The organism is Hyalangium minutum (assembly GCF_000737315.1).
GTDB classification, from domain to species: domain Bacteria; phylum Myxococcota; class Myxococcia; order Myxococcales; family Myxococcaceae; genus Hyalangium; species Hyalangium minutum.
Window position 1 is genome coordinate 50949 of the sequence record NZ_JMCB01000009.1, and the last position, 24619, is coordinate 75567.

23 protein-coding genes are annotated in these 24619 nt (G+C 68.0%); 11 read left to right on the forward strand and 12 right to left on the reverse strand.

Annotated features, from left to right (window positions below):
- Nucleotides 1-13 precede the first annotated feature (13 nt).
- The 3 genes from DB31_RS24010 (at nt 14) to DB31_RS24020 (ending at nt 2747) form a co-directional block, all read left to right on the forward strand.
- Complete coding sequence (locus DB31_RS24010) at nt 14-1165, forward strand: hypothetical protein (protein WP_052420194.1); 1152 nt, start codon at nt 14-16, stop codon at nt 1163-1165.
- 107 nt (nt 1166-1272) lie between these two features.
- A complete protein-coding gene (locus tag DB31_RS24015; RefSeq protein WP_044191683.1) occupies nt 1273-1761 on the forward strand; it encodes a cytochrome c-type biogenesis protein in 489 nt (162 codons plus the stop codon).
- Nucleotides 1758-2747 (forward strand): tetratricopeptide repeat protein, encoded by a 990-nt coding sequence (locus DB31_RS24020; protein WP_044191685.1) that lies wholly within the window; start codon nt 1758-1760, stop codon nt 2745-2747. Before DB31_RS24015 ends, DB31_RS24020 begins: the two co-directional genes overlap by 4 nt.
- A 3-nt stretch (nt 2748-2750) precedes the next feature.
- Here the strand turns inward: DB31_RS24020 and DB31_RS24025 are convergent, their stop codons facing one another.
- The 9 genes from DB31_RS24025 to DB31_RS24065 all read right to left on the reverse strand — a co-directional run bounded on the left by DB31_RS24025 (nt 2751) and on the right by DB31_RS24065 (nt 12903).
- Nucleotides 2751-3950 (reverse strand): GNAT family N-acetyltransferase, encoded by a 1200-nt coding sequence (locus DB31_RS24025; RefSeq protein ID WP_044191687.1) that lies wholly within the window; start codon nt 3948-3950, stop codon nt 2751-2753.
- A gap of 25 nt (nt 3951-3975) precedes the next feature.
- Nucleotides 3976-5145 carry a DegT/DnrJ/EryC1/StrS family aminotransferase gene (locus tag DB31_RS24030; RefSeq protein ID WP_044191689.1) on the reverse strand — a complete coding sequence of 390 codons (1170 nt, stop codon included), beginning with the start codon at nt 5143-5145 and terminating at the stop codon, nt 3976-3978.
- Nucleotides 5142-6260 (reverse strand): GNAT family N-acetyltransferase, encoded by a 1119-nt coding sequence (locus DB31_RS24035; protein WP_044191691.1) that lies wholly within the window; start codon nt 6258-6260, stop codon nt 5142-5144. The genes DB31_RS24030 and DB31_RS24035 overlap by 4 nt, the downstream gene beginning before the upstream one ends.
- 70 nt (nt 6261-6330) lie before the next feature.
- Nucleotides 6331-7407, reverse strand: a complete 1077-nt coding sequence (locus DB31_RS24040) for a gluconeogenesis factor YvcK family protein (RefSeq protein ID WP_044191693.1) — start codon at nt 7405-7407, stop codon at nt 6331-6333.
- Nucleotides 7408-7455: 48 nt separating this feature from the next.
- Complete coding sequence (locus DB31_RS24045; protein ID WP_044192015.1) at nt 7456-8826, reverse strand: sugar transferase; 1371 nt, start codon at nt 8824-8826, stop codon at nt 7456-7458.
- A gap of 104 nt (nt 8827-8930) precedes the next feature.
- On the reverse strand, nt 8931-9665 hold the full coding sequence (locus DB31_RS24050; protein WP_044191694.1) for a CpsD/CapB family tyrosine-protein kinase: 735 nt from the start codon (nt 9663-9665) through the stop codon (nt 8931-8933).
- A gap of 31 nt (nt 9666-9696) precedes the next feature.
- On the reverse strand, nt 9697-11106 hold the full coding sequence (locus DB31_RS24055) for a GumC family protein (RefSeq protein WP_044191696.1): 1410 nt from the start codon (nt 11104-11106) through the stop codon (nt 9697-9699).
- Between the two features lie 25 nt (nt 11107-11131).
- Nucleotides 11132-12277: a hypothetical protein gene (locus DB31_RS24060; RefSeq protein ID WP_083968636.1), complete on the reverse strand. Its 1146-nt coding sequence runs from the start codon at nt 12275-12277 to the stop codon at nt 11132-11134.
- Between the two features lie 53 nt (nt 12278-12330).
- Entirely contained in the window at nt 12331-12903 is a 573-nt protein-coding gene (locus DB31_RS24065) for a polysaccharide biosynthesis/export family protein (protein ID WP_044191697.1), read from the reverse strand.
- 378 nt (nt 12904-13281) lie between these two features.
- Between DB31_RS24065 and DB31_RS24070 the strand changes: the two genes are divergently transcribed.
- The 5 genes from DB31_RS24070 to DB31_RS24090 all read left to right on the forward strand — a co-directional run bounded on the left by DB31_RS24070 (nt 13282) and on the right by DB31_RS24090 (nt 18875).
- Nucleotides 13282-13476, forward strand: coding sequence for a hypothetical protein (locus tag DB31_RS24070; protein ID WP_044191699.1), 195 nt, complete (start codon nt 13282-13284; stop codon nt 13474-13476).
- Nucleotides 13477-13659: 183 nt separating this feature from the next.
- The gene (gene treZ, locus DB31_RS24075; RefSeq protein ID WP_044191700.1) at nt 13660-15549 is read left to right on the forward strand and encodes a malto-oligosyltrehalose trehalohydrolase; all 1890 of its coding nucleotides are present in this window, start codon (nt 13660-13662) and stop codon (nt 15547-15549) included.
- Complete coding sequence (locus DB31_RS24080; RefSeq protein WP_044191702.1) at nt 15546-17585, forward strand: amylo-alpha-1,6-glucosidase; 2040 nt, start codon at nt 15546-15548, stop codon at nt 17583-17585. Before treZ ends, DB31_RS24080 begins: the two co-directional genes overlap by 4 nt.
- A 67-nt stretch (nt 17586-17652) precedes the next feature.
- Nucleotides 17653-18381, forward strand: coding sequence for a hypothetical protein (locus DB31_RS24085; protein WP_044191703.1), 729 nt, complete (start codon nt 17653-17655; stop codon nt 18379-18381).
- 62 nt (nt 18382-18443) lie between these two features.
- Nucleotides 18444-18875: an EVE domain-containing protein gene (locus tag DB31_RS24090; RefSeq protein ID WP_044191707.1), complete on the forward strand. Its 432-nt coding sequence runs from the start codon at nt 18444-18446 to the stop codon at nt 18873-18875.
- Nucleotides 18876-18880: 5 nt separating this feature from the next.
- Here the strand turns inward: DB31_RS24090 and DB31_RS24095 are convergent, their stop codons facing one another.
- From DB31_RS24095 to DB31_RS24105, 3 genes are read right to left on the reverse strand one after another with little or no spacing between them, the layout of a single operon-like run.
- Nucleotides 18881-19447, reverse strand: a complete 567-nt coding sequence (locus DB31_RS24095) for a hypothetical protein (protein WP_044191709.1) — start codon at nt 19445-19447, stop codon at nt 18881-18883.
- Entirely contained in the window at nt 19444-19974 is a 531-nt protein-coding gene (locus DB31_RS24100) for a hypothetical protein (RefSeq protein WP_044191711.1), read from the reverse strand. Before DB31_RS24100 ends, DB31_RS24095 begins: the two co-directional genes overlap by 4 nt.
- Nucleotides 19971-20513 carry an RNA polymerase sigma factor gene (locus DB31_RS24105; protein WP_157232130.1) on the reverse strand — a complete coding sequence of 181 codons (543 nt, stop codon included), beginning with the start codon at nt 20511-20513 and terminating at the stop codon, nt 19971-19973. Before DB31_RS24105 ends, DB31_RS24100 begins: the two co-directional genes overlap by 4 nt.
- Nucleotides 20514-20698: 185 nt before the next feature.
- On the opposite strand from DB31_RS24105, the gene DB31_RS24110 reads away from it, so the two are divergent.
- From DB31_RS24110 to DB31_RS45130, 3 genes are all read left to right on the forward strand, one after another.
- Complete coding sequence (locus DB31_RS24110) at nt 20699-21838, forward strand: bifunctional chorismate mutase/prephenate dehydratase (RefSeq protein ID WP_044191716.1); 1140 nt, start codon at nt 20699-20701, stop codon at nt 21836-21838.
- A complete protein-coding gene (gene pheA / locus DB31_RS24115) occupies nt 21831-22649 on the forward strand; it encodes a prephenate dehydratase (RefSeq protein WP_044191719.1) in 819 nt (272 codons plus the stop codon). The genes DB31_RS24110 and pheA overlap by 8 nt, the downstream gene beginning before the upstream one ends.
- Nucleotides 22650-22795: 146 nt before the next feature.
- A complete protein-coding gene (locus tag DB31_RS45130) occupies nt 22796-24610 on the forward strand; it encodes a serine/threonine protein kinase (RefSeq protein WP_052420195.1) in 1815 nt (604 codons plus the stop codon).
- The last annotated feature ends 9 nt before the right edge of the window (nt 24611-24619 follow it).

Below are 24619 nucleotides of genomic sequence, written 5' to 3' on the forward strand. Positions count from 1 at the left end.
AGGCAAGCGAGCCATGGAGCATCGGTGCCTGGAGTGCGGTGAAGCCGCGGCGGAACCCCGGCTGAAGTACTGCGAGAACTGCGGCGCGAAGATGCCCGAGTTCAAGCCGCCTCCGCTGGTGGAGACGGAGGGTGCCGAGGACGGCGGCGGCGCGGTCTCCAAGGCCCGCGTGCCCAAGAAGTCCACCTACACAGGCCCCAAGTGGCTGGAGCACGTGCCAGCGCACTCCCCCACCGTGCTGGGAGTGATTCTCCACCTCCTCGCGCTGGGGCTCTCCATCCTCCCCACTCTGGCCGGGCCGGGGCCCTTCTGGTCCTTCGTGATGGTGCTGGGCGTGCTGCCCGTGGTGGCGCGTGAGTACCGGCTCGGGAACGAGCCCAACCCGCTGGTGGACTGGGTGCCGGAGTCGTTCTCCTCCCCCTCCGTGGTGGCCGCGTATGCGTCGCTGAGCGTGGCGCTGGTGCTGCCGATGCTGGAGTTCAGCATCCAACCGCTGCTGTGGATCGGCGGCACCCTGCTGGTGATGTTGGACCAGTGGTACAAGGTGTTCGCTCACCCGGAGGGCGTGGCGCCCCTGTTCGAGCCGCGCCAGCTCATCCGAGGACAGCGCGTGCTGGCGCTCGCGGGCATCGCCGTGTGCCTGCTGTCCGCCCTGATCTTCACCTGGGTAGTCGAGGGCGAAGTCGCCCAGGCGACCTACCGCACCGCCGCGGAGCGGGTGCGCGCCGGAGAGCTCCGGCCCGCCGTGGACTCGGTGTACGGCGGCGCGGGTGGGCTCAAGCTGACAGGGATGGAGATCCCCTTCGGCTCCACCGTGGAGGTGGGGCTGCTGGCCATCCTCGTGATGCTGATGCTCAAGCCCGAGGTGGATCGCCCCGTGTGGCTGCGCTTCGTGCCCGCGGGTGTCACGGTGATCTCCCTGGCCTGGGTGCTCGTGAACATGGGCATGAAGGTGGGGCCCATCCTGTTCCTCGCCGGGCTGCTGCCCGTGGGTCTCGTCTCGGCCATGCAGGCGATCGGCCGCGATGACCTGCTGCCCGCAGACGACTCCGCGGAGCCACCTCCTCCCGACCCTGGCTACGAAGGCATGGACGGGCCTACGGAGGACGGCTACCCCCCGGAGTATGTCCACTCGCCCCCCGAGGACGAGGACATGCGCGGCTGAGCGGCCATACAGCCAGGGGCCGGCCGGGAAGATGGGCGCACCGGTGCAGGTTTCGCTGTGCAACACTGCGCCTTGGCGCTAGGTAGACCGCGCCCGGGGTGCCCCGAATGACTTCCTTCCTGCTCTCTCTCACCCTCGCCGCCGGCCTTTTGACCGGCCAGTACGCTCCCCAGAAGGGGGGCACCGATCCTCTCGCCGATCCGGTGAAGGAAGCCCGCGTCCAGAAGCTCGGCAAGGCGCTGCGCTGCGCCGTGTGCCAGGGCGTCTCCATCGCCGACAGCCCGGCCTCCATGGCCCGCGCCCAGCTGGACACCGTGCGCGAGCTTGTCGCCGAGGGAAAGACGGACGAGGAGATCGTCGAGTACTTCGTGGAGCGCTACGGCGAGTGGGTGCTGCTCGAGCCCCCGAAGCACGGCTTCAACTGGATCGTCTGGCTGGGCCCGCTGGCGCTCGTCGCCGGAGGCCTCTTCATCATCTCGCGGCAGGTGAAGCGAGGCCCTGAGCCCGCAGCCACCACCCCTGCCGCCTCCTCGCCGCCCGCAGCCGAGGCCGAGGACCCCTACCTGCAGGCCGTGCGCCGGGAGCTCGATCAATGACGCCGCAGACCAACTGGACGCCGGGCATCATCGCCCTGGTGGTCTCTCTGCTCTGTGGAATTGGGTACCTGCTGCTCCAGCGGAGCAAGGGCAGCGCGCCCCCCACGCCCGAGCCGCAGAAGGACGGCGTGCTGGATGACCTGGAGCGGCGCGCCCAGTCGCTGATCGAGCAGCTCAAGGAGCTGGTGGCGGAGAAGCACAACCTCTCTCCCGAGCAGTTCCAGGCGGAGAAGTCCCGGCTGGAGCTCGAGGCCGCCGCCGCCCTGCGCGCCCGCGACGAGTACCTCCAGAAGCGCAAGCCGGGAACGGCGGGGACGCCGGGCTCTCCTGCGGCTGCACCCGGCCAGGCCGCTCCGGCGCCCACGGGCTTCGCGGCGCGGAACCCGCAGCTGGTGGGCGCGCTGTGGGGCGCGGGCGTGGTCGTCTTCTTCGGGACGCTGGGCTACCTGCTGGTGTCCGAGCAGCGCGCGCGCGACGACGGCATGGAGGCCACGGGCCGGCTTCCTCCCGGGCAGTCCGGCATGGGCCAGCAGCAGGATCCGGGGCAGATGCCTCCGCAGGAGGATCCGCAGTACGCCGAGGCCCTGGAGCGGCTGCGCAACAACCCGAGCGATCTCGAGGCCTCGGGCTTCGTGGGCCACGAGATGATCCGGAACCGTCAGCTCGACGAGGCGGAGCGGATCACCAAGAAGGCGCTCGCCGTGGATCCGTTCCACATCGAGTCGCGGGTCCACCTGGGCGTGCTGCACGCCATCCGGGGCGACGCCTCGGGCGCGGAGCAGGAACTGCTGGTGCTGGCGGACACCTACCCGGGCGCACAGGAGGCGCTGCTGTTCCTGGGCTTCATCCACCTGCAGTCGGGCAACCGCCCCCGGGCGCTGGAGTTCTTCGAGCGCTTCACCGTGGAGGTGCCGCGCGACCAGCAGCCTCCGGGGCTGGACGCCGCCATCGCCCAGCTTCGCCAGGAAGTCGGCGGCGCCCCCTGAGCCCTACCCCGCGGACCGGCTCCGCCGCAGCCGGCGGATCCGCTCGACGGTGGCCTCCGGCAGCAGGCGCTTGACCACATCGCGAGCGCCGCGAGCCAGTTCCTCCTGACGGGTGAACCAGTGGCCCGCGCCCTGGAAGGCGTGGATGCGCACCGCCACCGTGCGCCGCTCCTTCGAGGTCCAGTCGGACTTGTACGTCTCCGTGCCTCGAAGGAAGTCGTAGTGGCGGAGGCCGCCCTCGATGGCGTCCTTGAACGTCTCGCCCACCAGCACGAGCCCCACGCTCCGGTTGCGCCACTCCGGATCGTAGCCGGACTGGTAGTAGATGAACGTGTCCCGGTAGATGAGGCCGTACACCGAGGCCACAGCCTGGCCGCCCACCTTCATCGTGTAGAGGCGCAGCAGGCCGCGCTCGGCCAGGAACTGCGTGGCGTCCCGGTGGAAAGACTCGACCTCGTGGCTCTGGATGCCCTGAGAGCCACCGTCCGCGGCCCAGCGCGCCGAGTGCAGCCGGAAGAAGTCCGCCATGGGAGCCGCGAGTTCCCCAGGCGCCTCGGTGCGCTCGATGCGGTAGCCCTCCTGCTTCTCCAGCCACTTGCGCCGGCGCAGGTAGTTGTCCCGCCGGCCCGTGCGCTTGAGGAAGAGATCGAAGGCCTCTCCCGGCCGGAAGGTCTCGTACGGGCACACGTAGCGATCCGTGACGCGGACCTCCAGGTCTGGGAAGGCCTCACGCAGCACCTTCACCGTGAGCGAGTCCTCGTGCAGATCCACCAGATCCAGCACGTCCCAACCGCCGTGCATCTCGCGGAGCCCGTGCGCAAAGGCGCGCGTCACGGGCTCTTCCATCCCGCGCTTGGCCACCACGTCCAGATAGTCGCTGCCGACGTATGTCTCCCCCAGGAAGGACAGCCGGCCCACCTGGCGGCCCAGCACATGGCACAGCTCGAAGCCGAGCGGCATGAGCCCCACCAGCGTGCCGGTGCGATCCCTCGCCGTGAGGACCAGCGGCCGCCGATCCGGAGCGATGCGGCGGCACCACGGGTAGATCCATTCCCACGCGTTGAAGGGCCCCGCGTCGCTGGCATCCATCAGCGCATCCCACTCGGAGCGCATCCGGGCCAGCGCGGAGAGCTCGTGGACGATCTCCACCCGCAGCCACTGTGAGGGCTGCGGTTCGGGCGTCAGGTCGGATTCACGGATCATCGGTCTCGGCTTTCAAAGAGAGGAATCAGCCCGCGCGCTTGCGGGTGCGGCGATCCGTCTTCACGGCCTCGCGCACCGCGGCCGCCACGTTCGCCATCACCTCGGGCTCGAGGTCCTGGTGGCACGGGATCTCCACGATGGAGCGGCGCAGCTGCCCCACCTCGGGGAAGGCCGCCGCGTCACAGGCTGGGTGGAAGCGGTTCCAGAAGTCGATGGCGTCGATGCCCATCGCGTGCAGCTTGCCGAGCACCTCGGCCTTGTCCTGCACCACGATCGGATAGAAGAGCGGGCACACACCGGGCGGCAGCTGGTTGAACAGCGGCGTGGACACATCGCGCAGGCGCCCGAGCAGGAAGAAGTAGTTGCGCCGCCGCTTCTCGACGATGCCCTCCAGATCCTGGGCCAGCGCGATGCGCTTGGTGAGCGGGCTCATGCCCATGTCCACGTGGTCGCGGTTGAAGTGCTGCGTGCCCGTGGCCACGCGCTCGATGTTGGCGGCCTTCACCGTGCCATGCCCCACCTTGCGGATGAGGCTGCGCAGCCCTCGGCCCATGGTCCCACCCCGCAGCTCCAGGTTCTGAAGCAGCGCGGAGACAGTGTGGCTGAACGTCGAGGCCAGCGGCGGCGGCGGCGGCTCCGGCAGGCTGTACTGCCGAGGCCCGTTGATGGTCAGCGCGCCTCCGTTCGGCACCGGCAGCGTCTTGTAGAGGCAGAAGATGCCGATGTCGCCCGTGGTGCCCAGCGGCTGGGTGCCATCAGCGGACAGCAGCGAGAGCGCGCAGTCCTCGATGAGCGGCAGTCCGTGGCGGTCGGCGATCTCGCGCATCTCCGAGACCGGGCCCGGGAAGCCCGCGTAGTGGACGAGGTAGAGGGCCTTGGTCTTCGGGCCGATCTTCTTCTCCACGTCCTCCAGGTCCACGTCCCAGCGCGAGCCCACGCGGTAGAAGCGCGGCGTGGCGCCGGCATCAATGACGGCCTCCACCTCCACGCCGTGGTGGTACGAGGGCATGAGCACCTCGCCCTTGTCGAGCCCCAGCATCTTCACCGTGAGCCAGACGGCGTTCCGGGCGAAGTAGAAGTAGCGCACGTTCGCCGAGGCGAACGGCTGGAACCCGGCCGTCTTCGCGCGGCCCCACAGCATGCTCGGCCACAGTGTGGGCAGGGAGGGGACGAACAGCTTCTGATTCGAGTTCATTTCTTCCATCGCGCCACCACCTCTTTCGCCGTGGGGACCCACCGGAACTTCGCCGCGCACAACGCACGGCCGAAGGCGGAGTCGTTGAACAGGTAGAGCCAGGTGTGGCGGCGGACGTGGTCCGTCCAGTCGCGCTTCCACACCATGTCCGGCCCCAGGAAGTCGAACTCGCGCAGCCCGCGCGAGATGCAGTCCGCCAGCACCTCGTCCATCAGCAGCTGGCCGGGGCTGCAATCCTTGAGGCTCTCGTCGTAGCCGGGCTTGAGCAGGAAGTAGCGCCCGCCGTGGGTGAGGCCGTATTGAAAGGCCACCGGGCGCCCGTCCAGCCGCAGGAAGTAGAGCGAGAGCCGACCCGCGTACGCCGCGTCCCGCGCCAGCTCCGTGTAGAAGCCTCGCGAGCCCGCGTCCTGCGCCATGGCCGTCCCCTGCTGGCCCTTCCAGCCGCTCTGCTCGAGCGCGAAGCCCTCCTCCAGCTTGCCCTCCAGTTCCAGGCCGCCGTCCACCCGCTCGAACTCGACGCGGCCCTTCTCCTCCAGCTTCTTGCGGCGCCGGCGGCAGTTGGCCTTGAACTTGGACTGCAGCGTGGCCAGGAAGGCTTCCCGGGTGGCGGGCAACGGCACGTAGGGCGACTGGAGCGCCTCCCAGGCCCCCGTCGGCAGCCCCGCGCGCTTCGCCACCTCGAACAGCTCCCAGCCCGCGCCACCCTCGGGCACGTCCGTCAGCCGCAGCACGTCCCAGCTCCGGTCCCTGCGCAGCCACGCGAAGAACATGGCCGCGGCGGCCTCCGGCTCCCGGGCGATCAGATCGAAGCGGCACGAGTGCGGATTGGCCGTGCCCGTGAGCTGGCGCACGGGGATGCCGTACATCGTGGCGCGCTCGGCCATCAGCGGCAGGGCCGCCGTCAGCTTCCCCTCCGCGTCCCTCAGGGTGAGGATCCGCAGCTGCGCCGAGGGCGCGAAGTTGTCGATCCAGATGCGGATGAACTCATGGCGATAGAAGAGCTCGTGGGAGGTGGCCTCCACGAGCGCGTTCCACTCGGACGCGAGCGCCATGAACCCGGCCCGGTCCGTCACCTCCCGGACACTGGGTTCGGGTGTGAGCTGTCTGGCTTCCATAGGTGCAGGACTCCCAAGCACACGGGCCCCAGGGGCCCGCGCGCGAGAAGGTGGGAACGCCCAGCGCTGGCTACAAGCCGCAGCGCGCCATCTTCAGGAGGCAGCGGGCCACCTTGCGGCTGTCGTGTCGGATCTTGGACCCCTCCTTGAGGAGATCCGCCTCCACGGGCACAACGCCGGCGGTGATGAGCTCGCGGCGGCTCACCGAGATGACATAGGCGCCCTTCCGGGCATAGCGCTGGATGGACTCGTGCGGAGGCATCGTGCCGTTGATGAGCACCGCGTCCAGCACCGGCCCCGCGTGGCTGATGACGGCCTTGACGTGATCCAGACAGTTCATGCCGTCCGTCTCACCCGGCTGCGTCATCAGGTTGGCGACCATGACCTTGAGCGCCCGCGTCTCGCGCAGGGCCTGGGCCACGCCATCCACCAGCAGGTTCGGAATGACGCTCGAGTACAGCGAGCCCGGCCCGATGACGATCAGATCCGCGCTGTGAATGGACTCGATCAGCCCCTCGGCGGGAGGCGGCGAGCGAGGGCTCAGCGACACCCGGCGCACGCGGCCATGGGCACGGACGATGTTGCTCTCGCCCACCACCTCGGTGGAGTCATCCATCTGGGCCACGAGCTGCACGTTGGCCAGCGTGCACGGCAGCACCTTGCCGCGCGCCCCAAGCAGCTCGCCGGAGACGCGCACCGCCTCCAGGAAGTCCCCCTTGAGCTCCGCGAGCGCGGCGATGAGCAGGTTGCCCACCGCGTGCCCGGCCAGGCCCTTGGCGCCGCCGAAGCGGTACTGGAACACCTCGGCCAGCGCGTTCTTGCCGCCCGCGAGCGCCACCAGGCAGTTGCGGATGTCTCCCGGAGGCAGCACGCCGTGCGAGCGGCGCAGCCGGCCCGAGCTGCCGCCGTCATCGCTCATGGTGACGACGGCGGTGATGTCCACGCCGGGATCACCCAGCTTGGGCTCGGCCTTCCGGGCCAGGCCCCGGAGCACCATGGGAAGCCCGGTGCCGCCGCCCATCGCGACAATCCGGGTCGGCCGATCCACCTGCGAACGCAACAGCTCGTTGCGCCCCTCCTGCCGGGCTGCCCTCGCATCCTCGCCAAAGAAGTCTTGGAGAGTCGACTCCAGATCGATCACAGACATTGCCCGACCCCTTCCCGCCCGCTGCACCATGATGACTGACCCTTGAGCCTACCGCGCGCCACGGCCGAGCAGCACATGCCGCACGGTGTGGAAGATGATCCCGAGATCCAGGAACAGCGAGCCGTTCTTCACGTAGTACAGATCGAACTCGAGCTTGTTACGGGCATCCTCCACCGATGCCCCGTAGGGATAACGGATCTGCGCCCACCCGGTGATGCCGGGCTTCACTGCCTCGCGCAGCCCGTAGAATGGGATCTGCTGCTTGAGCTGCTCCACGAACACGGGGCGCTCCGGCCGAGGCCCCACGAAGCTCATTTCCCCCACCAACACGTTGAAGACCTGGGGAATCTCATCCATGCGCGTCTTGCGGATGAAGCGGCCCACGCGGGTGACGCGATCGTCATTCGCCTTGGCCCACACCGCGCCGTTCTTCTCCGCATCCGTGCGCATGCTGCGGAACTTCCACAACCAGTAGGACTTGCCGCCCAGGCCCACGCGCTCCTGGCGGTAGAAGACCGGGCCCTGCGAGTCCAGCTTGATGGCGATCGCCACCAGCACCAGCACCGGCGAGGCCAGCACCAGGAGCAGCGACGCCACGAAGATATCGAACAGCCGCTTGCACCCGCGCCGCAGCGGCGACTGGGTGAGCTCGTCCGCGAAGGCGAAGTCACTGGCGCGCAGGAACTGCACGGGGATGCGGCGCAGCACGCGCTCGCAGAAGCCCGCGGCGTCATAGACCAGCCGCCCTTCCAACCGGCAGCGCAGCAGCCCCTGCACCCAATTGGCGCCGCGCATGTCGTCCGCGGCCTGCACCACGTACTCGGCCTTGAGGCGGGTGGCCATCTCCTCCAGCGGCCCCACCCCCTCGCGGCGCGGGTCGACCATGGCGACGACCTTATAGGTACCCTCACCGCCCTCCTCGATGGCCTTCATCACCGAGCGGGCCTTCACCCCGTCACCAATGAGCAGCACCGGAGAGGGCTCGCCCACCAGCGCGTGGATGGCCACGCGCACCGCCAGCGTGCCGGCCAGCGCGCCCATCGCCCCGCCCAGGAGCATGCCGGGCGGCAGCTGCACCGGATAAGCCAGCGCCACCACCAGCGTCCCCACGCCCACCATCGCGGCGGTGACGCCCGCGGCCTTGAGGAAGCGGTACCCGCGCTGCCGATCCTCGGCGGCCACGCGCAGGTCATACAGATCCAGCAGGTACATCGTGAACTGGAAGGTGAAAACGAACGCCGCGCTCAGTCCGAGCAGCGTGGGCAGCAGCCCCTGCAGCGGCGGACGAAGCCCCGCGGGCGCGAACATGAAGGCGCAGCCCGCAGCGCCGAGCACACAGGCCAGAGCAATCGCCGTGCTTTCGACGAGAAAGAACGTGAGCTTCTTGGCAGAGAAATAGTGGTGAAAAACCCGAAGCACTTGCACCCTCCAGCCGTCCCAACCCTTTGCTTCAACAGGCTTCCCAGCGGGCGTGACCCACCGCTCCCCCTGCACCAGCGGAGAGCGGCGGGCCGCCACCATCGCTACTTCATGTAGTTCTTCAGGTACGAGGGCGTACTCACCTCGGCCCCGTTCAGCACGCAGCCCAGGATGGGCGCGCCGCCAAGCTGCTCCACCGCCTGGTTGATCGCCTTGGTGGGCGTCACGTTGGCGCGGACCACCATGAGCACACCGTCCGACTGGTGGCCCAGGATGGTGGCATCCGCGAAGGGCAGCGTGGGCGGCAGATCGATGTAGACCTCATCGAAGTTGTCGCGCACCGCCTTCAGGAACTGCTTCATCCGGGAGCCAGCCAGCACCTGGGTGGGCTCCTCCGGCGTGGTGCCGGCCGGGATGACCGCGAGCTTCGTCGCGTTGAAGCGGCGAACCACGTCCCGAACCTCGCACTCACCGGCCAGCAGCTCGGCCAGACCCTGCTTGCCGCGGATGCCCAGCACCTGGGCCACCTGGCTGCGACGCAGATCCGCGTCAATCAGCAGGATGCGCCGCTCCGGATTGGCCCGTGCCGCGGCCAGCGCCAGGTTCACCGCCGTCACCGTCTTGCCCTCGCCAGGCAGCGCGGAGGTGAAGGCGATGACCTTCATCTGCTTCACCTCGCGCATCCGCTCCAGCCGGTAGTACAGGGTGCGGTACTGCTCCGCCGCCACCGAGGCCGGCGCCGTCAGCGTGACCACCCGGCGATCCACTGCATTCGGGTTTCCGGCCGTCTCGTCCACCCGAGGAAGGAAGTTGCCCGCCCGCTCTATCGTCCTATCCATTCCCATCTCCCCAGTTGTCCTTTTTTCAGCCTCAGTTCAGCTCGGTCGGGGAAGAAATCCCGTTCCGCACTTGAGAACTGGGCATCAACACCCGCTTCTCCGTCTTCCCCTGCATGTTCGGGACCACCGCCAGCACCGGCAAGGTGAGCCGCTCACGCACCTCATGGCCATCGCGGATGCTGTCGTCGCGCATCTCGATGATGACGCCGGTGAGCACACCCACGCCCAGGGCGATCAGCATCGAGATCAGCAGGCCGCCGAAGCGATCCGGGCGAGCAGGCACGCCGGGCACGCCGGCAGGCGAGATGACGTTGAAGAGGCTCTTGGAGGTCTTCGCCTCGAGCTCCTCGGCCAGCTCGGCCTCCACCTTGCGAGACACCACGCTCTGGTACTTGGTGCGGGCGATCTCGTAGTCCCGGTTCATCACGCCCAGCTCGTGGGCCCAGCGCGGAGTGTTGTCCAGGCGCTTCTGGAACGTCTCGGCCTGCTTGTGCATGGAGGCAATCTCCGTCTGAATGCCGGTGATGAGATCAGCGGCCCGGGCGCGCTCCTGGCGCTCGGCCACCAGGCGGCCCTCGGCGTCCTTGCGCTTGGACGTCATGTTCTCCAGCTCACTCTGCAGGCGCTTCACCTCGGGGTGGTCCTCCGTCCACTGAGTGCGGGCGGCGACCAGGGACCGGGTGAGTCCGTTCTCGGCGGCCTCGAGGCGGCCGGCCTCGCTGTCCGCGGCGTTGCGAGCCCGGGCCAAATCCGAGCGGCGGTTCTCCGCCACGCGCAGCTCCTCGGACTTGGTCTGGAGATCATGGCTGATCCGCTCCAGGGCGCGCATGTTCATCTCCATCTGCTCCGGCAACTCGCCCATGTGGTCCACCTTGAACTGGGCGATGCGGCGCTCCCAGGTGGACACGCTCTTGGCCAGCGAGTCCATCTCCTCGGTGAAGAGCTGGGTGGCACGCGAGGCCTGGGCCTGGCGCAGCTTGAGCGTCTCCTCCGCGAAGATGGCCGGCAGGCGGTTGGCCACCTGGGCCGCCACCTGCGGATCATGGTTCGTGTACGTCAGCTCGAAGGCGTTCTCGCCCTCCACCTTCACCGCCAGATCCTTGCGCATCTGGGTGACGGCCGCCTCCATCCCCTTCTTCGAGACGAGCTCGGGGTAGAGGTTCATCTCCTCGATGGCCTTCTGCAGCACCGGCCGGGCCATCAGTTCCTGCCGCACGGTGAGCAGGCGCTGTTCAATCAGCTCGCTCACGGTGCGCTGCACCATTTCCTCGCCGGGCCGCTGTGGCTCCACGCGGACCACCGAAGTTGCCTCGTACATGCTGGGGCGCGTCACCACGACGGCCGCCCCCACCGCGAACACCGCTGCTGCGATGGCCCCTACCAGAGCCTTGCGGCGCCACAGGGCCACAAGCACCTGGTCCGCCGTCATCCCACGCTCCATGTTCTGCTCCTCCTCCTCAGGTGCACTACCAAGCCGAGATCACCAACCGGACCGCCAGGACGTTGCGAGCCAGGTCCACCCCGCCCACTTCGTCCTCCACGCCCACCTGGGCAATGCGGTTGACGGTCCCTTGCAGCGCCAGGTACCGGTTGATCCGGTACTCGGCGCCCAACTCCACTGCATAGCCTTGCGACAGGTACGGCGAACCGGACAGGCGGAACGCGTCCTCGTTGGGCGCACGCCCGTTCCGGAAGTAGCTGGCCACCGCGTTCACGGAGAACTGGTGGTTGATGCGTCGAGCCAGCGCCACGGAGGCGAAGTCCGCCCACAGCGCGTTCTCGAAACCACTGGCCCCCACCAGGTCATGCCCCAGCGAGATGCCCATATCGAACAGCTCCCCATCGCGGTCCACGGCCACGACGGCCCGAGGCAGCCAGCCGACCTCGCCCTGAGGCGAGACGTAGCGGATGGGGCCTGCGCGCACCGACGCGTTCGTCACGCGGGTGAGCCGGTACCGCAGTCCCGCGAAAGCACCGTGGGCCTGCGAGAAGTCCTCCTGCGTGTAGAAACCCTGATACCGGTACTCCACTCCCAGGGAGAGCCGCCGGGTGCTCCGGTACCAGCCCTCCACGGACGGACTGTGGACGAAGCCCTGCCGCGTCCCCGTCGCCTCGAACACCCGCGCGCCCTCGATGTTGTAGCTGGCGCGCACGTCCCAGCGCTGCGTCGCCCGCGCCGTGGCGGACAGCCGCGCCTGCCCATAGAGCGTGGGCGCCAGCGTGCGCGCCACGCCCTCTCGAGGCAGCGAGGTAGGATCCGTCACCCGGAAGAAGCGGCTGGTGAACTCCAGCTGCAGCCGCCGCGACAGGGCGTGGTTCAGATCCAGCCCGGCCCGGTGGTCCAGCGTCGCACCGGCGATGCCCTGCCGCATGAGGAAGTCCGCCGCGTAGAAGACCTCGCCCTTGGACGTGGGATCCTTCAGTTCCAAGCCCAGGCGCGGAGACAGCTTGCTCACCAGCGGCCCGCCGCCCTCGTTGGCGACGCGCAGATCATCGTCGTAGCGCCCCTCGGCGACGAGCCGCAGCGAGGAGTCCAGCACCTGGTCCGCCAGTGCGGCGGAGCTGGTGCAGAGCACGCATGCCATCAGGAGTTTTCGAATGCCACCCATCATCGCCGCCCTCCTCCAGTGCATTCCTCGCCCCTCAGACCCAGCCACCCGCCGCCTCACGGCACGACGATGGTGTCACCGGGGCGGAGGAAGACGTCCTGGCCGCCATCCGGGGAGAGCAGGTCGCTGTAGCGCACCTTGATCTTCCCGACGTCGCCATCGCTGCGGACCACGGTGATGCCGTCCGAGTTGGCAAAGTCCGTGAACCCGCCTGCCAGGGCAATGGCCTGGATCAGCGAGACGCGCCCGCGCAGCGGGTAGGCGCCAGGCCGGGCCACCTCGCCGGTGACGAAGACGCGGCTGCTGTTCACCTCACGCACGATGACCGTGACGCGCGGCTCCTGAACGTACGGCTGCAGGCGCCCCTTGATCTCCTCGGCCAGCTCGGTGGGCGTCTTGCCCGCGGCCAGCACATCGCCCGTCATGGGCATGGAGATGTAGCCATCCGGACGCACCGGCAGGGTGCGCGACAGATCCCCATCCCGCCACACCGCCACGTCCAGCACATCCTCACGGCCGATGCGGTACGGCTGCTCGCTGTTGTCCACCTTCATCGCCGGCTTGTGGGCGCACCCCGCCAGGAGCAGCACGCCCACCACCGCCCAGAAACTCGCCCGCGTCTTGCTCATTGTTGCCTCTCCTCCATCCACGTGTCCCTACTCGTCCCCACTCACTCGTCCCCCCCTCACTTGTGAGCGAGAAGAACGAAGTGCCATCGGCCCGTTTGCCGTAGCACTGGGCGTGCCACGAACCTCTGGAGGGGAAAACCATTGGATCGCGGTGGGTTGCGCGTTTCCCTGGGCAAAGCTGCCTCACAGTCCGGGAAAATTTTCTGGCAGGTGACTCCCGATCCTGCCGGACCTTTCCGCTGATCCGAACCCGGGTGGGCAAAAGATTTCCCTCACGGAGGCGAGCGCCCCCCCCTGGATCCACGCGTGGCTTCGGCACGCTGCTTGAAAAGGAGAAACACGCGCGGGTGATGAACCCAAGGATACGGAGAGGGATCTATGCGGAAGGCGGCGGCGGCGGTGGTGGGGGCGTTCATGACGGGTGGCGTGGCGATGGCGATGCTGAGCTCGATGCTTGGCCCGCTCTCGGAGGCCGCGGTGCTGGGGCTGGTGGGCGCGAGCCTCTACGCGGGCAGCGCGATCCTTCAGGGCAAGATGGAGGCGCCGGCGAGCGGCCTTGCCAAGGAAGCCTAGGCAAGGCCTCGGCACCCCGAAGGGCGACCGGAAGTTGTTACGGCTACAGGGGGCCGAAGTTTTCAGGGCCGTTCGCAGGGCAGGCGAGCAAGCACGCTCCGACCTTCGGCCATCTGCCTTCACCTTCGGTCAGCGCACTACCAGTTTCTCCTAGGGCTGGTTGCGTTGCCGGGGGGGTCACCTTTGCGGTCCACCAATCACTTTCAGCTCACCCTGGGCGCACAGCCGCTCGGGGATGGGCGCACCCGCTTTCGTGTCTGGGCAGCTCGGCGGAAGAGCGTCGATGTGGCCCTGCACGAGCCTGGCGGATTGCGCTACCTGCCTCTCGAGAAGACCGCAGATGGCTACTTCGAGGGCACTCACACAGCGTCCGTGGGAGCGCACTACAAGTACCGGCTGGACGGCGGAGAGACGTACCCGGATCCGTGCTCGCGTTTCCAACCCGAGGGGCCTCATGGGCCCTCGCGGATCGTGGACCCGAGCCGCTACGCATGGAAGGACCGGGAGTGGCGCGGCGTGCCCTCCATCAAGGGGCAAGTCCTCTACGAACTGCACCTGGGCACCTTCACCCCCGAAGGGACCTATGCCGCTGCGGCGGCGAAGCTGCCGCTGCTGAAAGAGCTGGGCGTCACGGTGGTGGAGCTGATGCCACTGCACACCTTTCCGGGCCGCTACAACTGGGGCTACGACGGGGTGACGCTCTTCGCGCCGTGTGCCGTGTACGGCGAGCCGGATGATCTGCGGCGGCTGGTGGAAGAAGCGCACCGGCTGGGGCTCGGCATCATCCTGGACGTCGTCTACAACCACCTCGGTCCGGACGGGAACTACCTGTCCCAGTATTCGCAGGGGTACTTCAACCCGAAGTATCCCAACGAGTGGGGCGACCCGACCAACTTCGATGACGGCGAGGCGGCGGGGCCCTCGCGCGACTTCTTCACCCAGAACGCCTGCCTCTGGGTCGCCGAGTACCACTTCGATGGGCTGCGGATCGACGCGACGCAGAGCCTCTACGACGCCTCGCCCACGCACATCGTGAAGGAGCTGGTGGACAAGACGCGCGCGGCCGTCGGCGATCGGAAGCTCCTCCTCATTGGCGAGAACGAACCGCAGGATGTGCGCATCGTCTCTCCCTCGGAGAAGGGCGGCTACGGTGCGGATGGGCTGTGGGTGGATGACTTCCACCACACGGCGCGAGTGGCCTCCGTGGGCCGCTCCGAGGCGTACCTGCAGGACTACTGCGGCAGTGCCCAGGAGCTGCTGTCCTGCGCGCTGCGCAACTCGCTGTACCAGGGCCAATACTACAGCTGGCAGAAGAAGCGCCGAGGCTCTCCGCTGCTGCGCACCGCTCCCGAGCACATCGTCTTCTACCTGCAGAACCACGATCAGCTCGCCAACACGCTCCGGGGCCAGCGGCTCCATGTGACGGCCGGGTACGCGAGGGCCCGCGCGCTGACGACGCTGCTGCTGCTGCTGCCGCAGACACCCATGCTCTTCATGGGACAGGAGTTCTTCGCGTCGTCGCCCTTCCACTACTTCGTGGATCACAAGCCGGAGCTCCAGAAGCTGGTCCAGAAGGGCCGCAACGAGTTCCTCTCCCAGTTCGAGAGCGCGCAGCAGGCCCTGGAGGTGGAGGGGCATGAGGTGCCCATTGGCGACGAGGCGTTCCAAGCCTCCAAGCTGAACTGGGACGAGCACACCCGGAACGCGGATGCGCTGCGGCTGCACCAGGAACTGCTGCGGCTTCGCAAAGAGGATCCGGTGTTCGCGGCGCAGGATCCGAGCCGGCTCGCGGGAGCGGTTCTCTGTTCGCATGCCCTGGTGCTGCGCTACTTCGGCACCGGGCAGGAAGGCGACCGCCTGCTCCTGCTCAACCTGGGCACGGGGTTGGACTTGGAGCCGTGCCCGGAGCCACTTCTCGCGCCGGAGCCGGGAAAAATCTGGCGGCTCCTACTGTCTTCTGAGCACGTCCGCTACGGCGGCATGGGCGCACCCGCACTCCCCGGAGAGGGGCGGCTGCGCATTCCTGGACAGACAGCACTCGTGTTGACGAGCACCGAGGAGAAGAAAGCGTGACCTCCGTCGCAGACCCCTCCCCCGCCCTGCCTCACCTGGGCTTCGACTGGGCCCATGGCCCGGAGTTCTCGGACACCATCGGCCGGGAGTGGCTGGTGACCAACGGCCGAGGTGGGTATGCCTCGGGCACCGTGGCCGGCTGCAACACGCGCCGCTACCACGGGCTGTTCGTCCCCACGCTGCCCAAGCGCGGACGCATGGTGCTGCTCGCCCGGCTGGTCGAGCAGGCCCAGGTGTCGGGCCACGTGTACTCGCTGAGCACGGAGGAGCACGCGGACAGCCAGGTGCTGCAGGACGGCGTCCGAGGGCTCCGGCGCTTCTACCTGGATGGGCTGATCCCCGTCTGGGAGTACGCGCTCGGCCCAGCGCTCCTGCGGCGCAAGCTGATGATGGTGCACGGGGAGAACACCGTCTTCGTGATGTGGGAACACATCTCGGGGCCAGAGGTCCATCTGCGGCTGCGGCCCTTCCCCGTGGCCCGGCTGCACGACCGGCCGATGCCCACCGAAACGCATGAGCCCATCGTCCGCCTCCAAGGCGATCGCGTGGAGATGCAGGCCACGCCGGACGCGCCGCCCATGCGCATGCGGCTGCGCGCCAGCTGCGCCATGCCCTTCGTGGCACTGGCCCAGAGCTCCGCGCCACTGCTCTACCGCACGGAGCGCTCGCGCGGGTACGACCACGCAGAGATCCAGCACAGCCCCGGCTACTTCGAGTGCAGCGTGGGCCCGGGCGAAGTCCTGGCGCTCGGCGTCACGACGGAGGACTGGTGGGTGCTGGACCGGGATTCCCGTCAGGCCTTCGAGCTGGAGCGCGAGCGCGAGCGGCGGCTGCTGAGCCGGGCGCCGGACGAGGCGCGGGGAGGCATCCCCGCGCGCATGGTGCTGGCCGCGGACCAGTTCATCATCGATCCGATGCGTCCCAAGGATGACGCGTGGGCGCGCTCGATCGGCCAGGACGCGCGCAGCGTGATCGCGGGCTACCACTGGTTCACGGACTGGGGCCGGGACACGATGATCTCGCTCGAGGGCCTCACGCTGTGCACGGGGCGCTACCGCGAGGCGGCGGCCATCCTGCGGACCTTCGAGCACTACGTGCGCGAGGGGCTCATCCCCAACTACTTCCCCGACGGTGAGAACGAGGGCGTGTACCACACGGCGGACGCAACCCTGTGGTTCTTCCACGCGGTGGATCGCTACCTGGAGACGACGCAAGACACGCAGCTGCTGAAGGACATCTATCCCTCGCTGGCCAGCATCATCGAGCACCACATACGGGGGACGAATTTCCACATCGGCGTGGATGAGCGGGACGGGCTGCTCAGCCAGGGCCAGGAGGGCTACCAGCTCACCTGGATGGACGCCAAGGTGGACGGCTGGGTGGTGACGCCCCGGCGCGGCAAGGCGGTGGAGATCAACGCGCTCTGGTTCAACGCGCTGCGTCTGATGGCGGGCTGGGCAGAGAAGCTGGGCAAGGATGCGAACCCGTACATGGGAGCAGCCGAGCGCGCGTACGGCAGCTTCAACAAGCGCTTCTGGAATCCGGAGACGAACTGCCTCTTCGACGTGGTGGATGGCGAGGACGGGGAGGACGATCCAGCCATCCGGCCCAACCAGGTGTTCACGATCTCGCTGCGCCACCCGGTGCTGCGGCGCGAGCGCTGGGAGGCGGTGCTGGAGGTGGTGCGGCGGGATCTGCTCACGCCGGTGGGGCTGCGGAGCCTGGCGCCAGGCCACTCGGACTACAAGGCCAACTACGACGGGGATCTGCGGGCGCGTGACGCGGCGTACCACCAGGGCACGGTGTGGGGCTGGCTGATCGGCCACTACATCGACGCGACGCTGAAGGTGAACCCGGACATCAAGGCGGCACGGGCGCTGCTCACGGGCCTGGAGCACCACCTGGAGCACGCGGGCGTGGGGCAGATCAGCGAGATCTTCGACGCCACCGAGCCCTACCGGCCGCGCGGTTGCATCGCACAGGCCTGGAGCGTGGCCGAGGCGCTGCGGGTCTTCCTGAAGACCCACGTCACCTGACCCCTCCCTCCTTCCCGGAGACGGCTTTGGGCTAGACTCCACGGACTCTCGCTGGAGTCGCCAGCCCATGCAGATGTCCTGTGAAGTGTGCCACGCCCCGTTGCGCCCCGAGGACGTCCGCCTGGACCTCGCGGTGGCCAAGTGCCACTCGTGCAACGCGGTCTACGATCTGTCCGGGCGCAAGGCGCGCGGGCTCACCGTGACGTCCCCGGAGAAGCACAAGCTCGTCCGGGCCAAGGCCCCTCTGCCCAAGCGCTTCCGGGTGGAGGACAGCGATGGGATGACCCGCATCCGCTGGCGGTGGTTCACCCCGTCTCACCTCTTCATGCTCGTGTTCTGCATCTTCTGGAACGGGTTCCTGGTTGTCTGGTACGGCATCTCGTTCACAGTAGGGGCTCCACTCATCATGAAGCTCTTCCCCCTCCTCCACGTGGCCGTGGGGTTGGGCCTCTCCTATTCCACGCTCACGGGGTTGGTGAACCGCACGGTCATCGAGGTCAGCCGCAACCAGCTCACCATCCGCCACGGCCCCCTACCCTGGCGGGGCAACCGGAGCGAGCCGGGCCGGCAGTTCACGCAGCTCTACGGTGAAGAGATTTTCCGGACGAACAAGGGCCACACCACCTTCACCTATGATCTGATCGCCCTGGATCGCGAGGGCCGGAAGGTGAAGCTGCTCAGCGGCCTCACCGAGAAGGATCAGGTGCTCTACCTGGAGCAGACCCTGGAGCGCCGCCTGGGCATCGAGGACGCGCCCGTGGACGGCGAGATCGCCGCGCGCACCCCGGCCGCCTGAGGCGTTCCTGAGGTGTGAAGGAGTGCTCGCGTCTCCCTACCGTCTGGGTAGAGTGCGCCACCATGGCGAAGACCCAGTACTGGCTGATCAAGAGTGAGCCCTCCGTCTACCCGTACACCCAGCTCGAGAAGGACGGGAAGACGGACTGGACGGGCATCCGGAACTACGAGGCTCGCAACAACCTCCGGGCCATGAAGCCAGGGGACCTGTGCCTCTACTACCACTCGAACGAGGGCAAGGCCGTGGTCGCCGTGGCCCAGGTGCTCACTGCGGCCGGACCGGACCCCACCGCGCCGGGTGAGGACTGGGCCTCGGTCGAGGTCGCCCCCGTGGTGGCCCTCAAGGAGCCTGTCACCCTGGCGACCTTCAAGAAGACACCCGCGTTCAAGGATCTGCAGCTCATCACCAAGAGCCGGATCAGCGTGGTGCCCGTCTCCGCCGAGCACTTCAAGGCCATCCTCAAGCTGGGGAAGACGGCCCTGCCCAAGAAATAGCCGGGCTACCTGCGCGGCTCGGGGGGACGCGGGCCCTGCTCGTCGAGGGGGCCGTGGCGCATGATGCGGATCTCGCGCCGCATGTCGCCCATCTCGGCCTCGAGCTTCTGCCAGGTGTCGGGCCCCAGCAGCCGCTTGATCTGGAGCATCAACCCGATCCGGTTCTTGCGCACCGCCAGCTCCGCGCGCCCCACCACCTCCACCTGCTGCATGACGGCACTGTCGGCCGGGTTCGGCGAGCGCAGCAGCTTGTCCAGCGCGAGCTGGGCCCGCTTCATGTCCGCCTCCAGGGAGATGAGCTGCTCGTTCGCGTCGAAGGTCAGGTCCTGCACCTTCTGCACGAGCTCCTTCGACAGCCCAAGCTTCTCCGCCACTTGCGGAGGGATGCCATTGGCCGACGGTGGCAGGGCCACCATCATGGGCGGCGCGGGAGGAGGAGGAGGAAGCGGCGGAGGCGGAGGCAGACCTTGTCCGGTGCCCCGCTCGATGACGACATCCTGCTGCTGGGCCAGCGCGGGGGCAGCGAACAGCGCCACCGCGAGTCCAAGGGTCCACATGGGTTTGAGGCTCATCGTGCAAGCTCCTGAGTCGGTGAAGGGTGAAGCGGGGCGATTGCCCGCTGGAAGGACCGGTCGCTCAGCGCCGTGGACGCCGGGGGGCGGACCCAGAGCGCGAGCATTCCGAAGGGTTTGTAGATCTCGTCATCGAAGGTGGGGTCGCGCTGCGTGTAGCTCGCGATCTCCTCGGCCAGCAGATCGAGCGCGGGCAGCGTGAGCACCGTCTCGACGGGCGACTCCTTCATGGGTGCGACCGGAACCTCCCGAGGCGAGACAGCGAAGACCAGGGCCGCCAGGGCTCCGGCCACGGCTGTGCCCGCGACCGCCCGGCGTCGATGCTGGCGGCGGCGCACCTCGCCCTGGATGGACTGAGGGGAGAGCGGCTGCAGCGGTGGCGGCGCTGGCATCCGCAGCGACGAAGCCGAGGCCTGCAGCCGGGAAAGCTCGCGGCACCGAGGGCACTGGTCCAGGTGGGCCTGGAAGCCCTCGGGGCGTGGCAGCCCATCGTCCAAGATCGCCGCAGCCACACCGTCGCAGCTCATGGCGTGTCTCCTTTCACGATCAGCGCATCCGCGGCCTTGAGCTTCTGCAGCGCACGGTAGAGGTGGATGCGGACCGTTCCTCGTTCGATGCCCATGGCCTCGGCGATGCCGTCGAGGTCCAGGCCCTCCAGGTAGCGGAGGGTGAAGGCCGTAGCCTGTTGGGTGGGGAGGTTCCTCAGGGCGCGGCCAAAGGCCTGCCAGCGCTCGACACCTTCGAAAGACTCCTCGGGCGAGGGCTGGGGTGCGGGCCCCAGATCGAGCACCTCGCGCAGCACATTCCACACGCGCTTGCGGCGCAGCAGCCCCATGGCCCGCGAGACGAGGATGCGCCTCAGCCAGGCTGGGCCCGCCTGGGGATCCCTCAGCAAGCGGCGCTTCTCATACGCATCCGCGAGCGCAGCCTGGACGAGATCCCGTGCCTCCTCCGCATCCCAGACGAGCCGCCGGGCGAGCCGGAGCAGCGCGGCCTGCTCACCCGCCACGAGGGCGTCGAAGTCGAGCGCGGCGCTGGCGCGGAGCTCGATTGACGTCTCGTCCATGGTGGCGGTAACCCTCAACCCTTTCCTCCCGAGCCGCTTTCAGAAAAGGAGGACGCACGAGGCTCGGGAACGGCATACCGCCCATTTTCGATTCTTCAAGTCCCTGGAAATACTCCAGTTTGTCCGAGCCGTCTTCCAGGCCGAAGGATCCCCCGGGCGGCGCACGGGGTCACTATATTGGCCCCATGGCGGACCCTTCGGACCTCGAGACTCTCCGCATCTCTATCGAGCGCATCGACGCGGAGATCCTGGACGCGCTGCGGCGGCGGATGGATCTGGCGGACGACATTGCCCGGACCAAGCTGGCGGCGGCGGCCCCGCTGCGCGATCCGCGCCGCGAGGACATGGTGTTGCGCAAGGTCCGGGAGGCGGCGACCCGGCATGCCCTGGATCCCCATGAGATCGAGCGCATCTACCGGCTCATCATGGACATGTCCGTGGCGCGGCAGCAGTCGCTGATCCAGCGGCAGGACACCACGCCCCTGCGCGTGGGCTATCCGGGCATCGAGGGCTCCTACAGCCACCTCGCCGCGCGCCAGCGCTACGCGGGCCGCTCTGGTGGCGTGCTGCTCAGCGGCTTCGAATCGGGCCGCGAGGTGCTCGACGCCCTGCGCCGCGGCGAGCTCGATCTGGCCCTGCTCCCCATCGAGAACACGTCTGCGGGCAGCGTGAACGAGACATACGATCTGCTCGCCGAGGGCGGTGTCACCATCATCGGTGAGCAGCTGAGCCAGGTGGCGCACCGGCTGCTTGCGCTGCCTGGGGCGAAGCTGGAGGATCTGCGCATCGTGCTGTCTCACCCGCAGGCCCTGGCGCAGTGCTCGGACTTCCTGCGCAAGGTGCCGTGGATCCGCCCGCTTCCTGAGTTCGACACCAGTGGGGCGGCACTCAAGGTGCACGAGCGCAACGATCCCACGGTGGCGGCCATCGCCAGCGAGTCCGCGGCACAGCGCTTCGGGCTGCAGGTGCTGGTGCGAGACATCCAGCCCGCCTCGGGTGACTACACGCGCTTCGTGGAGCTGGCGCGCGAGGCCACCCCGGTCCCGCCGGATATGGCGTGCAAGACGACGCTGACGGTGGTGCTGGAGCACCGGCCGGGGACGCTCGGGCAGGTGCTGACGGCGCTGGCGCAGCGCGGGGTCAACCTGGCCAAGCTGGAGTCCCGGCCCATTCCGGGCGAGCCGTGGCGATACCGCTTCTTCCTGGACCTGGAGGGACACGCGGCCTCGGCGCCGCTCATGGCGGCGATTGGGGATCTCCAGCCGCTGACGACGTCCATGCAGATGCTGGGGACCTACGTTGTGGCGGAGAAGAGCAATGGGTAACTCTCGAATCGCGTTCCAGGGAGAGCGTGGCGCCTACAGTGAGGAGGCCACGCGGGCCCTCTTCGGCCCCAACGTAGAGGCGGTGCCCTGCCCCAACTTCCGCGCCGTGTTCGAGCGGGTGGCCTCGGCGCAGGTGGATGGAGGCGTGGTGCCGGTGGAGAACTGCCTGGCAGGCCCTGTCTCCGAGAACGTGGACCTGCTGCTGGAGTTCTCCCTGCCCATCACGGGAGAGCTGTCGCTCCGCATCCGCCACTGTTTGGTGGCGCCGGAGGGCATAACGCTCGAAGAACTGGAGCGTGTCCTCTCCCATCCGCAGGCACTGGCCCAGTGCGCGGGCTTCCTGCGGCAGCACCGCCTTACTCCGGTGCCGGAGGGTGACACGGCGGGCGCGGCTCGGCGCGTGGCGGAGCTGAAGCCCCCGCGTACGGCTGCGATCGCCAGCCGGACAGCGGCGACCCTCTACGGCCTGACCATCCTCCGGGAGAACATCGAGGACGCCCCGGACAACCGCACCCGGTTCGTTGCGCTGAGCGCTGTCCCGGTTCTCAAGGGGTCTCAGAGGAAGACGGCGCTGGCGCTCACGGTGGAGAACACGCCGGGATCGCTCCACACGGTGCTGGGCGTGTTTGCCCGGCATGGGCTCAACCTCATCCGGCTGGAGAGCCGTCCCCAGCGCCGCCCGTGGGAGTACGTCTTCTGCCTGGACTTTGAAGGAGCGCTCGAGGAACCCCGTGTGAGCGAGGCGCTCGAGGAGGCCTCACGCCTCTGCCGCTCGTTCCGGGTGCTGGGCAGCTACCACGTCGCGGACTAGCAATTCTTTCCTTAACCCTGACATCACGCTTTCCCTGTCAACCCCGCCCACTGAGTGGAATGTTGCGGCTTCCATTGTAGATTGCTACGACTCGGCCTGCCGACCCCTGGATCAATGACTGCCAGGACACCGCAGGAGGGGAGCCTTTGGAGCAGCAGTTGGGCAAGTACCGGCTCGTTCGCAGGCTGGCCACCGGAGGCATGGCTGAAGTCTTTCTGGCCAAGGCCGCAGGTCCCATGGGCTTCGAGAAGGAGCTCGTGGTCAAACGCATCCTTCCCCACCTGGCCGAGGACCCTCAATTCGTCGAGATGTTCCTCGCCGAGGCGAAGCTGGCGGCCCGCCTCAACCACGGCAATGTCGTCCAGATCTTCGACTTCGGAGAGCAAGAAGACTCGTACTTCATTGCCATGGAGTACGTGGAGGGGCTCAACCTGAAGGTTCTCTTGAAGAGAACCCTCCAGCAGGGCAAGCCCCTCCCTTTCCCTCTCATTGCCCGCATTGTCTCTCTGGCCTGCGAAGGACTCGCCTACGCCCACGAGTTGGTGGATCCCGACAGCGGTCAGCCCATGAAGTTCATCCACCGGGACATCAGCACCGACAACATCCTCGTGTCGCTCACGGGGGGTGTGAAGGTGGTGGACTTCGGCATTGCCAAGGCCGCCACGGTGGGCTCGCAGACGCAAAGCGGCATCATCAAAGGCAAGCTGCCCTATATGCCGCCCGAGTACCTCATGGCGTCGCCCATCGACCTGCGCTCGGACATCTACGCGCTCGGGGTGGTGCTCTACGAGCTGATCGCGGGCCGCAGGCCCTTTGTGGCGGAGACGGATGTCCTGCTCGCGCAGCTCATCATCCACGGCCTCCCGACGGATCTCCGATCGCTGCGCGAGGGCGTGCCCACACGGCTCGTGCAAGTGCTTGAAAAGGCAATGCACAAGAATCGGGACGAGCGCTATGCCACCTGCCGGCAGATGCAGGCGGACCTCGAGCGCTTCCTCTTCGAGTGCGGCGAGCCCGTGGGAGCCCTTCAGATCGCCGAATGGGTGAAGGCCATGGCCGCGGTGGAGCCCCCACCGACCCGCCGCAATTCACGAGAACTTCCTGTGCTGGCCTCGCCCACCGAGTCCATGGCGAAGCCAGCCACCCGGCCCCTCCGGGCGCCAACGACAGAAGAGTCCTCAGCCCGTCGGCAGGACACGATCATCACCCAGTCGATGTCTCCCGGTGACGAGGAGGACGACGCGGAACTGGCCCGGCTCGTCACGCGGCCTCGCTGGCCCAAAGCCGTCGGGCTTACCGCAGGGGTGCTCCTCCTCGCGGCAGTGCTCTTCTCGCTCTTCTCACATGAACCGGCCCCTGATGCCGCACAGGCGGAGGCGCCTGCGGCGGATGCCCATCAGGCCCCCGCCGTTCCCGCTGCCACCCCACCTCCCGAGGCCCTCCGTCAGAATGACTCCACAGGCCAGCAGCCAACCAAAGCGCCTCAGGCCGTGATTCCCGCAGTCCCCACCGGTGAACCGCCCTCCCCTGAATCCCCGACGGCCAACACGAGCCGCCTGAAGGTGGTGTCCAATCCCGAGGGAGAACTGTGGATCAATGAGAAGGAACGGGGCATGACCCCTTTTGATCGACCAGTGCCTCCCGGCAAGAAGTCCATCGAGGTCATCGGCACGCACGACGGACATCGCTTCAACAAAGTGCAGGTGATTCAGATCAAGGAGGGAGAGAGCCGGAAGGTCTCCTTCGCGTTCAAGAAGAGCCGCGTGCAGGTATGGGCCAATCCTGGAATGAAGGTGCTCAAGCTGGATGGTCATCCACTCGGCAAGGATGGCTGGATCGAAACCTACGAGGGTTGGCACACACTGGAAGCCGTGGATGCTGTCACGGGCAAGCCCATTCCGGCCGAATGCAAGGCGGTGGCGAAGAGCCGGGAATGCAAAGCCTCCTCGAGCTTCAAGTGAGGCAGCCCC